Origin of the sequence: Variovorax sp. HJSM1_2 (assembly GCF_049316285.1) — a bacterium.
Classification (GTDB): Bacteria; Pseudomonadota; Gammaproteobacteria; order Burkholderiales; family Burkholderiaceae_C; genus Rhodoferax_B.
In genome coordinates this window covers 71,567-83,610 of record NZ_JBMOXA010000022.1, presented here as the reverse complement: position 1 = coordinate 83,610, position 12,044 = coordinate 71,567, and the positions used below count along the sequence as shown (strand labels likewise).

The 12,044-nt window shown below is 63.1% G+C and carries 12 protein-coding genes; 6 read left to right on the top strand and 6 right to left on the bottom strand.

The window, feature by feature from the left end; translation table 11 throughout:
- A partial coding sequence (locus tag ACFQ95_RS20180; RefSeq protein ID WP_422833845.1) for a PAS domain-containing protein occupies nucleotides 1-1,497 on the bottom strand: 1,497 nt, incomplete at its 3' end.
- Nucleotides 1,498-1,598: 101 nt separating this feature from the next.
- Nucleotides 1,599-2,333, bottom strand: a complete 735-nt coding sequence (locus tag ACFQ95_RS20175; RefSeq protein WP_422833843.1) for a GntR family transcriptional regulator — start codon at nucleotides 2,331-2,333, stop codon at nucleotides 1,599-1,601.
- Nucleotides 2,334-2,475: 142 nt separating this feature from the next.
- Between ACFQ95_RS20175 and ACFQ95_RS20170 the strand changes: the two genes are divergently transcribed.
- From ACFQ95_RS20170 to ACFQ95_RS20160, 3 genes are read left to right on the top strand one after another with little or no spacing between them, the layout of a single operon-like run.
- Nucleotides 2,476-3,852, top strand: a complete 1,377-nt coding sequence (locus ACFQ95_RS20170; protein WP_422833841.1) for a class-II fumarase/aspartase family protein — start codon at nucleotides 2,476-2,478, stop codon at nucleotides 3,850-3,852.
- 10 nt (nucleotides 3,853-3,862) lie between these two features.
- Entirely contained in the window at nucleotides 3,863-5,275 is a 1,413-nt protein-coding gene (locus ACFQ95_RS20165; RefSeq protein WP_422833839.1) for a cation:dicarboxylate symporter family transporter, read from the top strand.
- Between the two features lie 47 nt (nucleotides 5,276-5,322).
- On the top strand, nucleotides 5,323-6,309 hold the full coding sequence (locus ACFQ95_RS20160; RefSeq protein WP_422833837.1) for a tripartite tricarboxylate transporter substrate binding protein BugD: 987 nt from the start codon (nucleotides 5,323-5,325) through the stop codon (nucleotides 6,307-6,309).
- Nucleotides 6,310-6,354: 45 nt separating this feature from the next.
- Here ACFQ95_RS20160 and ACFQ95_RS20155 read toward each other — a convergent pair whose 3' ends face one another.
- Entirely contained in the window at nucleotides 6,355-6,738 is a 384-nt protein-coding gene (locus tag ACFQ95_RS20155) for a YraN family protein (protein WP_422833835.1), read from the bottom strand.
- Nucleotides 6,739-6,785: 47 nt separating this feature from the next.
- On the opposite strand from ACFQ95_RS20155, the gene rsmI reads away from it, so the two are divergent.
- Nucleotides 6,786-7,709 carry a 16S rRNA (cytidine(1402)-2'-O)-methyltransferase gene (gene rsmI / locus ACFQ95_RS20150; RefSeq protein WP_422833833.1) on the top strand — a complete coding sequence of 308 codons (924 nt, stop codon included), beginning with the start codon at nucleotides 6,786-6,788 and terminating at the stop codon, nucleotides 7,707-7,709.
- 66 nt (nucleotides 7,710-7,775) lie between these two features.
- On the opposite strand, the gene ACFQ95_RS20145 is transcribed toward rsmI, so the two are convergent.
- The 3 genes from ACFQ95_RS20145 to ACFQ95_RS20135 are packed head-to-tail and all read right to left on the bottom strand — an operon-like array spanning nucleotide 7,776 to nucleotide 10,240.
- Nucleotides 7,776-8,579 (bottom strand): IclR family transcriptional regulator, encoded by an 804-nt coding sequence (locus ACFQ95_RS20145; RefSeq protein ID WP_422833831.1) that lies wholly within the window; start codon nucleotides 8,577-8,579, stop codon nucleotides 7,776-7,778.
- A gap of 12 nt (nucleotides 8,580-8,591) precedes the next feature.
- A complete protein-coding gene (locus ACFQ95_RS20140; RefSeq protein ID WP_422833829.1) occupies nucleotides 8,592-9,044 on the bottom strand; it encodes a MaoC family dehydratase in 453 nt (150 codons plus the stop codon).
- Nucleotides 9,041-10,240: a CaiB/BaiF CoA transferase family protein gene (locus ACFQ95_RS20135; RefSeq protein ID WP_422833828.1), complete on the bottom strand. Its 1,200-nt coding sequence runs from the start codon at nucleotides 10,238-10,240 to the stop codon at nucleotides 9,041-9,043. Before ACFQ95_RS20135 ends, ACFQ95_RS20140 begins: the two co-directional genes overlap by 4 nt.
- Nucleotides 10,241-10,415: 175 nt before the next feature.
- Between ACFQ95_RS20135 and ACFQ95_RS20130 the strand changes: the two genes are divergently transcribed.
- Nucleotides 10,416-11,420 (top strand): C4-dicarboxylate TRAP transporter substrate-binding protein, encoded by a 1,005-nt coding sequence (locus ACFQ95_RS20130; RefSeq protein WP_422833826.1) that lies wholly within the window; start codon nucleotides 10,416-10,418, stop codon nucleotides 11,418-11,420.
- Between the two features lie 13 nt (nucleotides 11,421-11,433).
- Nucleotides 11,434-11,985 (top strand): TRAP transporter small permease, encoded by a 552-nt coding sequence (locus tag ACFQ95_RS20125; RefSeq protein ID WP_422833825.1) that lies wholly within the window; start codon nucleotides 11,434-11,436, stop codon nucleotides 11,983-11,985.
- Nucleotides 11,986-12,044: the final 59 nt, after the last annotated feature.

The window sequence follows — 12,044 nt, the reverse complement described above, 5'->3', positions numbered from 1 at the left end:
CTGCGGATTCACATGGGTGTAGCAAAGATTGCGGTCGGTGGCCACGTAGGCATCGGTGATGCGCTCGAACACCTGCAGTTGTTCTTGCTCGGCTTTCTTGCGCTGGCTGATGTCGGTGCGCACACCCACCATGCGCAGCGGCTTGCCCGCAGCGTCGCGCGCCAGCACACGCCCGGTGACGCTGATCCAGCGGTACTGCCCGTCGGCATGGCGCGCTCGGGCCTCATAGGCGTAATCGGTGTTGTTCAGCGACAGTGCCAACTGGATCTGTGCGGCGATCTTGTCACGGTCCTCGGGGTGCATACGCTCCATCCAACGCGCGCGGTTGGCCGCCCCGTCAGTACCGCTTTCGTCTGGCGGGTAACCCAGCATGGTGGAGTAGGTGGACGTGGCAAACCAGCGGTCGTGCGCCACATCCCAGTCCCATACCCCGATGCCAGCGGCTTCGGTGGCCAAGGTCAAGCGGTATCCCATCTCCTGCAACACCTCGTCAGCGGCGCGCCGCTGACGCCTGGCGCTGCGCAAGAACAGGCAAACCACCCAGATGGCTGCAGCGCCCAGCGCCCAGATGACCGCCACCAACATCGCCTGCTGGCGCCAGGCCGCCAGCAACTGCTGCACCGACTGGCCCACCACCACCAGCAGGTCGGGCCGCACACTCAGGGTTCGATAAGCATACAAACGGTCTTGGCCATCGAGTGGGCTCAACTGGCGGAAGCCACCTTCGGGACTTTTAGGCAGATGCTGCTGGAACAACGGCTGGGACGCAAAGTTCTGGTTGACGCCAGCCTCTTGATGCGGCGACCGCACCATCAATTGACCATCGCGACGAAACAGTGCCACCAGCCCTTGGCGCCCCAAGTCCAGCGTGCGCCACAGGCGCTCGAAATACGCCGCATCTATGCTGGCCACCACCACATTTCGCAACTGACCGTCGGCGCCAAACACCGGCCGGGCTGCGCTGAGCAGCCACATCTGGGGCGCCTGCCCTGGCTCGGGGTTGCCCAGATAAAACCGGGTGAACGGTTGCTGGCGGTAAACCTGCACATAGGGCCGCGCTGCATGGTCAGCCCCTATGTGCCCAGGATCAGTGCTGTAAACCACGCGCCCAAAAGCGTCTAGCACTTGAATCTCGCGCAGAAAAGGCAGGTCGTGGATCTGCTCGACCAACAGATCGCGGGCCTCGCGCACCTCCAATGCGCCGGCCAATTGGCGCTCGGCCAGATGGCTCAGCGTCAACTGCAATTGCAGGTCAACCGACTGCAGCGTGCGGCTGGTTTGCTCTTCAACACCGTGGGCAAAAGACGCGGTGAGGCGCTCGCCCCCCTCCAATGCCTGTGTGCGCAAGTGCAGCAGCGCCGCAGCCACGGCCAGGCCCGATATCAAAATGATGCTCAACGCAAGCCACACCAGGTCCAAACGGCCCGCATGCGCCATCAACGCGGCCCAAAGGCGACCTCGGGAGTGTGGTTTACCTAACCCAGGGGGGATGTGCATGGCCAGGTTTTAAGGTGTTGCCCGTGTGACAAACAATCACCAGTTTAGAGTGGTTTCCTCTTCTCTTTCGGCAAAAAGCAGGGAATCAGAAGCGCCGAATATCAGCCATTCGCGCGCTGCAACCGCATGCTGAGCGTGAACCGGTCTGCCGGGTGCGTGGTCACGGTGATTTCGGCAGCTTCACCATCGGCATCCAAATACCGCCGCACGATCTGCAAAGCCGCCGTGCCGGGCTTGATTTGTAGCCGTTCGGCCATGGCAGCGGTCACCTCCAGCGCTTGTACCTGTTGCACGATTTCCGCCACACGGCGGCCGAAGTGCTGCTCGATCAAGGTGCTCACCAGCACTTCGGGCGACTCTTTGACCAAGTCCACCAAGTCGGTGTAGAGCGGGTCAACATACACATCGGTCCAGCCAATCGGCGCACCGCCCTCGGCGTTTTCCAGCCGCAAGCTGGAAATCCGCAGCCACCTGGTGCCGTCGGCACAGCCCAGCAACGTCGCCAGCGCATCTTTCGCCTGCACTTGCTGCACCTCGCGCACCACCCGGCTGTGGCTCTCGCCGAACTGCACCAAATCCTCCACCGAAGCCAGCGATTGCTGGAACCCCGCCTGGGGCGTCGCGGTTTCCACGCGTGTACCCACGTTCTTGCGGCGCGACACCAAACCGAGCTTTTGTAGCTCCAGCAAAGCCATACGCACGGTATGGCGGCTGGTTTGGTAGTGGTCGCGCAACTCCAACTCGGTAGGCAGCAAAGACCCGATAGGGAAATGGCCCGACGTGATGCCTTCTTTGAGATGGGCCGCAATGCTCGAAAAGTGGGGTTTAGTGGTCATACCCGTGATTTTGCCTTTGGGAAGCTGCAGGCAGTAACGCGCTGCTCTCCGCCGTGGCGCATTCAATCCTAGGGTAAACACTGAATGCAATTATGTTCGGACATATTAGATTTCATATGTCCGAACATATTGCGAGATTTAGATGTCACTTTCCTCCATCCCCATGGCCAGCACCGTTGTCGATTCCATCCTTTTCCGCGACGCCTTTGGTACCGCCAAGATGCGCGCCATCTTCTCGGATCGCGCCCTGATCCAGCGCTATATCGACGCAGAAGTCGCCCTGGCCAAGGCCGAGGCCAAGGTCGGCGTCATCCCCACCGAAGCGGCCGTGGTGATTGCGCGCGAGTCGAACATCGAGCGCATCGACTTCGACCACATGCGCGAAGAGACCGACATCGTGGGCTACCCCATACTGCCGCTGGTGCACCAGTTGGTGGCGATGTGTGGCGAAGCTGGCCGCTACGTGCACTGGGGCGCCACCACCCAAGACATCATGGACACGGCCGTGGCCTTGCAGGTGCGCGACGCGCTCGACAGCGTAGACAGCGACATCCGCGAACTGCGCAGCATCCTGGCGGCGCTGGCCAAGAAGCACCGCGACACACCCATGGCCGGGCGCACCCACCTGCAACAAGCGCTACCCGTGACCTTTGGCTACAAGGTGGCCATTTGGTTGGCCATGTTCGACCGCCACCAGGAACGCTTGGCGCAACTGCGACCACGTGTGGCGGTGGTGGAATTTGCCGGCGCCGCCGGTACGCTGGCCTCGCTGGGCGACAAAGGCTTTGCGGTACAGCGCGCCATGGCTGAAGAACTGGGCCTGGGTGTGCCCACCACCACCTGGCACGTGGCGCGTGATGGTTTTGCCGAAGCAGTAAACCTGCTGGCCCTGGTGACCGGTTCGTTGGGCAAGATTGCGCTCGACATCATGATCATGGCTTCGACCGAGTTTGCCGAGGTCTACGAGCCTTTCGTCAAGGGTCGTGGCGCCAGCAGCACCATGCCGCAAAAGCGCAACCCGATCTCCAGCGAACTGATGCTGGCCGCCAGCAAGGCCGTACGCCAACACGCCGGGTTGATGGTCGACGCCATGGTGCAAGACTTCGAGCGCGCCACCGGCCCGTGGCACGCCGAGTGGATCGCCATTCCCGAGAGCTTCATCCTCACCGCCGGGGCCTTGCACCAGGCGAAGTTTGCGTTGGGTGGCCTCATCGTCGACCAAGCCCGCATGGCGCACAACCTGGGCATCACCAAAGGCTTGATCGTGGCCGAGGCGGTGATGATGGGCATGGCGCCGTTTATTGGGCGGCAGCAGGCCCACGACGTGGTCTACGACGCCTGCCGCACCGTCAACGAACACGGTGGCACCTTGGCCGAAGCGCTGGCCGCGCTCCCAGAAGTCACCGCACACTTCGACCGCGCCAGCATCGACCGCCTGACCAACCCGGCCAACTACCTGGGCCTGGCGCCGCAGATGGTGGACCGTGCGCTGGCGTCTTCTGCCGAGTTGTCGGTTTAAAGGGGGCGCCATGCAAGCCCCCATCACGTCTGCTGGCACCGCTGTGCCGTCCGCGCCCCCACTGCCCTGGTACCGCAAACTCGGCATGCAAGTGCTGGTCTCGCTGGTGCTGGGGATCGCCGTTGGTTTTATCTTCCCCAAGTTCGCCTCGCAACTGAAGCTGCTGGGCGACATGTTCTTGTCGCTCATCAAGGCCGGTGTGGCGCCGCTGGTGTTCTTGACCATCGTGCACGGCATCGCCTCGGCGGGCGATGTGAAGAGTGCCGGCCGCGTGGGTTGGCGCGCCATCGTCTACTTTGAAATCATCTCGACCATCGCCCTGGTGATAGGCATGGTGGCGGGCAATCTGTTGCAAACCGGCCAGGGCATGACCACGGTGGCTGGTGGTGCGGCCGCCCCCGTGGCCACCAAAGCGGCGGCGCCGCAGGGCTTTCTGGAGTTCATGGCACACATCGTGCCGGACAACTTTGTTGGCGCCTTTGCCAAGGGTGAACTGCTGCAGGTGGTGGTGCTGGCGGTGATGGTGGGCATCGGCATCCTGGCCATTCCCGAGACGCGGCGCAAGGCCATCAATGGCGGGCTGGATGCCATCTCCGAAGTGTTGTTCTCGTTCATCAACCTGGTGATGAAACTCGCACCCATTGGCACCTTTGGCGCCGTGGCGTATTCGGTGGGCAGCAATGGCAGCGCGGTGCTGGTGGCGCTGGCCCAACTGGTGCTGAGCTTCTACGTGGTGGTGGCCTTGTTTGTGGCCGTGGTGCTGGGCCTGGTGGCCAAGCTTGCAGGCTTCAGCCTGTGGCGTTTTCTGCGCTACATCAAAGACGAGATCCTCATCGTGCTGGGCACGGCATCGTCAGAAAGTGCGCTGCCACGCTTGCTGATCAAGCTGGAGCGCCTGGGCTGCGCCAAACAGACCGTGGGCCTGGTGCTGCCCACCGGCTACGCCTTCAACCTGGACGGCACCTCGCTGTTCATGGCCATGGGGGTGATGTTCATCTCGCATGCCTATGGCGTGCCGCTGTCGCTCGACCAACAAATCGGCATCTTGTTGCTGATGCTGTTGACCTCCAAGGGCGCGGCCACGGTGTCGGGTGGATCGTTTGTGGTGTTTGCCGCCACCGTCACGTCGACCGGTTTGTTGCCCGTGGAAGGCCTGGCCGTGATCTTTGGCGTCTACCGCTTTTTGTCGATGGCGATTGCCACCTGCAACACCGTGGGCAACAGCGTGGCCACGGTGGTGGTGGCGAAATGGTCGGGCACGTTTGACCCTAGCGTGGCCGAACGCCACCTCTACCCCGAACGCTACCCCGACATGGCGACAGCCGACGCCACGCTGGACGACGGCAACCTGCTCAGCGGCGATACGAACGCGGCGAACCCTCACACGAAGGGCATCCCGTTCTCGAAAACATCGCCGACCTGAATTTCACTTCCCTCAAAAACTTCCAATACTTCCACCCGGAGAGAGACATGTTGAATCTGAAAAACTGCGCCAAGTCCTTGGCCATCGCCGCCGCTTTGGTCAGCACGTCCTTGGTATTTGCCCAAGCCTACCCCAGCAAACCCGTGACGTGGATCGTGCCGTTTGCCGCTGGTGGCCCCACCGATGCGCTGGCGCGCAGCATCGCCGAACGCGTGGCACGTGAACTGGGCCAGCCCATCATCATCGAGAACGCGCCCGGCGCCGGGGGCACCGTGGGCACGGCCAAGGCGGCACGTGCCACGGCCGATGGCTACACCATGCTGGTGGGCCACATGGGCTACATGGGTGCGGCACCTGCGCTCTACAAAAAGCTGCCCTACGACCCGGTGAAAGACTTCGACCCGGTATTTCGCTTCCCCGACACCCCGCTGGTGCTGATGGTGCGCAAGGAGCACCCCGCCAAAGACATCCAAGGCCTGGTGGAGTTCGGCAAAAAGAACCCCGACAAGCTGTTCATCAGCAACGCCGGCGTGGGTTCCAGCTCGCACCTGATCGCCGCGCTGGTGGCCAGTTCGGCTGGGCTGAAGGTCACCCTGGTGCCTTACAAGGGCGCGGGCCCGGCACTGGTGGATGTGATTGGTGGCCAGGTGGACGGCATGTTCGACCAGACCAACACCGCCCTGCCGCAAATCACCGAGGCCAAAGTGCGCGCGCTAGCGGTCACCTCCAAAGTGCGGCTGCCGCAACTGAAGGACGTGCCCACGTTGGACGAAACCGTGCTGCCAGGCTTTGAGGCCTCGACCTGGTATGGCATCTACGCCCCCAAGGGCACACCCAAGCCGGTGCTCGACAAGGTTTTGCAGGCCTATCTGAAGGTGATGACCGACAAAGCGTTCACCGACAAGATGGCGACCCAAGCGATTCAAATGCTGCCGGTGGCGCAATACACCGGCGCGGCGCTGGGCCAGCACACCGAGGCGGAAGTGGCACGCTGGCGGGCTGTGGCCGCCAAAACCAATATTTCCTTGGATTGACATCGGCACAGCGCCACACCACCTCGCCGCGGCGTAATTTCTCCGCTACTCCGCGTCAAAAGCCGCCTGTAGCCAATCCTCTATGCCGCTGCCGTGCACCAGCAGCACGTCAAAGCGGCACGGCGGCGGCGTGGCCACACGCATCAGGTAGTGGCGCGCGGCCAGCACAATGCGCCGCTGCTTGGTGCCGCCGACACTGGCGCCCGCCCCACCATGGCTGGCGCCACTGCGTTTGCGCACCTCGACAAACACCAGCGTGCCGTCGCGTGCACGCATGATCAAATCGATTTCGCCGCCACCACGCCCGGGCGTTCGATAATTGCGCTCCAGCAGTTTCAAGCCCTGTGCCTGCAGATACTGCAAGGCCAGGTCTTCCGCAGCGTCGCCCAGTTGTTTGGTGGTGACGGGTTTTCGGCCGAACAAGCTCATGGCGCGCCGTTTCGGGTGGCTGGTTTAACCATTTTCGGAGTTCCGTTTTGCACGCATCTTTTACCTCCGCCTTGCAGGCCGCCCATGAAGCCGCGGCGAGCCAGCATTATCCGCAAGGCGCCTTGTACGTGGTGGCCACACCCATAGGCAACCTGGCCGATGTGACGCTGCGCGCGCTGCACGTGCTGAGCCTGGTGGACGCCGTGGCCTGCGAAGACACGCGCCACACCCAGGGCATGCTGCGTGCCTACGGCATAGACAAAGCTTCGGCCCAATTGCTGGCCGTGCACCAGCACAACGAGAGCGAAGCCGCCGAGATGGTGGTGGCGCGGCTGCAGCAGGGCCAACGTATTGCCTACGTGAGCGACGCCGGCACACCCGCCATCAGCGACCCCGGCGCGCGCCTGGTGGCGGCGGCACAAGCCGCCGGCCTGCAGGTGCTGCCGCTGCCCGGCGCCAGCAGCATGACGGCGGCGCTCAGCGTGGCCGGCATCGTGCAGGAGGGCGGCTTTGTGTTCACCGGTTTTCTGCCGTCCAAGGCCGGCGAGCGTGATGCCGCCGTGCTGCTGCTGCAAGCCGAACCACGCGCCGTGGTGCTGCTGGAAGCGCCGCACCGCATCGAGGCCCTGGCGCGTGCGCTGCTGCCGCTGGGCACGCGCCGTATCACCCTGGGGCGCGAGCTGACCAAGCAGTTTGAAGAAATCGCCACCGTGCCCGCCGCCGACTTGCCAGACTGGCTGGCCGCGCAAGCCTCACGCACACGCGGCGAGTTTGTGGTGGTGGTGCACCCCACGCCACCGACCCAAACCGACACGCTGGACCTGCGCGTGCTGCAATTGCTGATGGCCGAGCTGCCATTAAAAACCGCCGTGAAGCTGGCGGCCGAGATCAGCGGCCAGCCCAAAAACGAGTTGTATGAAGCGGCCTTGGCGCTGAAGAAGAGCGCGAAAGAAGATTCCGAGGACTCCTGAAAAAGGAGCTGCCTGCGCGCGCTGGATCAGCGCAGCAAGCCTCTTGGCTTAAAACTCCAAGTGGTGTCAGTTGATGCCCGCGATGCGCGCAATGTCCTCGGCACACTGGCGCAGGCGTGGCAGCAACTCAAACAGATCTTCGTGCTGTGTGTGTGTGCCACGCAGCGAGGCGATGGTGAGCACGGCGCGTGTGCGTGCACGCACATGGCCCACGGGCACACCCAGGTCGCGCCCGCCGACAAAACGCGCACCCTCGGCATAGGCCCAGCCGTCGGCGCGCACCTTGGCCAGCTTGTCAAGGAAGGCCGTGCGCTCCACGGCGCTCATGCGCAGAAATTCGGCGCGGCGCGCCAGCAGGTCGTCACGCTCGACCTCGGGTGCATACGCCAGCAGCACGTGGCCCGAAAGCGTTTCCACGGCAGAGTGCAGCGAACCGGGCTGCACCGACAAACGGATCGAGGTCGGGCTGTCCACCTGTGTCAACACCAGCACCTGGTCGCGGTGCAGCACGCTCAGGTGGCACGACTCACGCGTGTACTCCACCAGTTCACGCATGGGCGCGGCGGCGGCGCGCAGCAATTCATCATGCGGCGAGTGGGTACGGCTCAGCTCAAACAGCTTCAGGCTGAGCACGTAGCCACCGGTATCTTCGCGGCGCAGATAACCACGCGCCTCCAGCGCACTCAACATACGGAACAACTCGCCCGGCTCGCGGCCCAGGGCGCGGCACAACTGCGCCTGTGTCATGGGCACGGCCTGCTCGGACAGCAGCTCCAGCACGTCTAGCGCTTTTTCCACCGCGGGCACGGCGTACTTGGGGCGTGTATCGGCATCCGTCTTGGGCAGATTTGGGGCGGTGGATTCGGTCATGGTGGCGGGAGTTTAGCCCTGGACAGCACGCCGTTCGACGATGTGCAGATGCTCGCAAACCAGCACCGTCTCCTGGCGTTGGTTGGTCACCGTCACCGTCTCCACCACGATGCCGTGGCCTGTGCGTTTGGGGTGGTCGCGTTTGTCGCTGATCTCCACCTTGGAATAGATAGAGTCGCCAATAAACACCGGCTTCACAAAACGCAGCCGGTCGTAACCATAAGACATGGCGCGCGGGTTGATCACCGTGGCCGTCAGGCCAATGCCCACGCTGAACACCAGGGTGCCGTGCGCGATGCGCTGGCCGAAGTCCTGCGTGGCGCACCAGGCGGCGTCCATGTGGTGCGGAAAGAAATCGCCGGTCTGGCCCGCGTGCAACACGATGTCGGCTTCGGTGATGGTGCGGCCCGTGGTGCTGCGTGTGGCACCGAGCACATAGTCTTCAAAGAATTGTTCGTGGTTCATGAGAGCTTCACCTCTGAGGTCTTGGTCGGCAGATGGAACTGTTGGGCGACGGCTTCGGTGTCGGCGCCCAGGGTGGGTGCGCCTTGTGCGCTGGTGAGGCGCCGGCCGTCCAGGCGGATAGGGCAACGCGTGGTGTGCATTTCGGCGCCACTGGCGCTGCGTATGGTTTGTGTCATCTGCAGCGCCTCGAACGCCGGGTGTGCGCGCAGTTGCGGCCAGGTCAGCACATCGGCGCACCACACGCCGGCGGGCTCGAGGATAGACAACCAGTGGGCTGTGTTTTGCGCCAACAGGTCGCGCTGCAGTTGCTGCTTGAGCGCATCACGTTGGCTGAACCAGGTGCTGCTGTCTGCGGCCAATGCGGCCAACCCAGGGCTATCGATCAACGCAGCCAACTTGTCCATTGGCGTCATGGCCACGGCCATGAAACCATCGGCCGTGCGGTAAATGCCATAGGGCGCTGCGCCGTGCACGCTGGCATGGTTGGCGGCGGTACGTGTGGGCTGCTGGCCATCGCTGTTCAAGAAGGCGGTGAAGGGCTCGAACTGCAGGTCCAGCGCCGACTCGAGCAGACTCACATCCACGCGCCCACCACGCCCGGTCACGCCACGGCGCAACAGCGCCGCCAGAATGCCTTGCACCAGGTGTGCGCCGGTGATCACGTCTATCATCGACACCCCCGCCGGCACCGGTGCACCTTCGCCATGTGCGCCCGCGTCACCCGTGAGCCAGGCTAGGCCCGAGAGCGACTGCACCAGCAAGTCCTGCCCCGGTTTGTCGCGCCACGGGCCGGCTTCGCCGTAACCCGTCACCGCCGCGTAGACGATGCGCGGGTTCAGCGCCAAGACACTGGCCGCATCCAGGCCAATACGCTCCATCACCCCCGGGCGGAAGTTGTGGATCATCACGTCGGCCCGAGCGATCAAGGCCTTGACACGCGCCAGGTCGTCGGGCGCCTTGAGATCGGCGGCGAAGCTGCGTTTGCGCCGGTTGATGGTGTGAAACAGCGCGCTGTCGCCCTCAAACTTCTGGTCGGCCAGCACCAGCCCGCGGCACAGGTCGCCACCATCGGGGCGCTCGACCTTGATGACGTCCGCCCCCAAATCGGCCAGGCGCAAGGCGCACGACGGCCCGGCCAGAAACTGACTGAAATCCAGCACCAGCAGGCCGTCCAGCGGCAGTGGCTCACCATGCATAGCCTCAGTCTTTAATAAATCCGTCTTTTGCATAGGTATAAATATTGAAGAAATCTCGCGCAAACCCTAATCGACAAAGCGCTCAACTCCAATAATCATTACATACATGAACATATTGTTCATATAGGAATTACACCAATGCGCTGAGAGGCGCTTTCAAAAACGGAGACATGTCATGACCAAGCGCCGCTCGGCCCTCAAGCTTTTGTCCACTCTCAGCGCCGGTTTGGCGCTCGCCCTGGCCGCCGCCACACCGGCCACGGCGCAGACCTACAACCTGCGTTTTTCCACCTCGCAGGTGAACCCGAACGAACCCGTGGTGAAGGTGATGCACAGCTTTGCCGACCGCGTGAAGGAACGCTCGGGCGGGCGCATCGTGCTCAACATCTTTACCGGCGACCAACTGGGCCCGCAGAAGAAGGTCAACGAAATGATCAAGGGTGGTGCACGTGTGTTGAGCGTCACCGACTACGGCCAGCTGAGCCAGTTCGTGCCCGATGTCGGCATACTCGCCGGCCCGTATCTGTATGGGAGCTTTGACGAGGCGAACAAGCTGTTTACCTCAGACGTCTTCAAGGAAATGTCGGGCCGCCTTGAGCAGCAAGGCCTGAAGCTGATCGTCTCCAACGGCTTGTTCGGTGTGCGCCACGTGCTGGGCAGCAAACCAGTGCGCACCCCGGCCGACATTGCCGGCGTGACGCTGCGTGTGCCGCCCTCACCCATCATGCTGGAAACCTTTACCGCCTTCGGCGCACGCCCCACCGCCCTGCCCTGGGGCGAAACCTACAACGCGCTGCAGACCGGCGTGGTCGATGCGGCAGAAGCCAACTACGGCTCGCTGGTCGGCTCCAAGCTGTATGAAGTGCGCAAGGTGTTGTCGACCACCAGCCACCAGATCATGTATGTGGCCATGGTGACCAGCACCGACTTCTTCAAGAGCCTGCCACCCGACCTGCAGACCGTACTGATCGACGAAGGCAAAAAGGCCGGTGACGAGTTGACCAAGCTGACCCTCGCATCGGATGCGGCCTACGCCGAAGAGCTGAAGAAAAACGGCGTGCAAATCGTCACCGACGTTGACACCAAAGCCTTCGCCGAAAAAGCCAAGGTGGCCTACAGCAAGGTGCCTGGCTTGACGCCCGGCATGTACGACAAGGTCCGCGCCGCCATGGCGCACTGAGCACAGCACCAGCATGACTACTTCGGTTGAGTCTTCCGCGCCCGCCGAGGGCGTGGTGGCATCCCCTGCCTCCAGCCCCGGCCCATTGTTGAGTTGGCGCCGCGCCGATGAGGCCATAGGCGTGGCCTGCATGGCCATCATTGTGTTGTCCATCACCTGGGGCGTGGTCACACGTTACCTGTTCCCGCAGCCGGCTGCATGGACCTTCGAGGTGGCCGTGATCGCCTTTGGCTGGCTGGTGTTCTTCGGCGCGGCCGCCTGCATCCGTTGGCGCATGCATGCCGACGTGGATGCACTGGTCGCCATGTTCCCCCCCGCCGGGCGCCGCTTCATGTTCATCTTCAACTGGTGGCTGCTGACCGCCTTGTTCATCACCCTCACCGCCATGTTCGTCTGGCAGTCGGTCATCGCCCACTCCATCCACGTGGTGGTGATAGACATTCCGCGCTCGGTGGTCTACGGCCCCATGGCCTTTGCTTCATTTCTTATGCTGGTTCAACACATTCTTCTCAAGCCGTGGCGCACAGGGTGGCAATGGCAACCCTCTTCGGAGATCGCGCCATGAGCCCCCGCACGGCCGCCCCGAAGGGGGCTCGCACCGCAGTGCACCGCACGGAGGTTTCA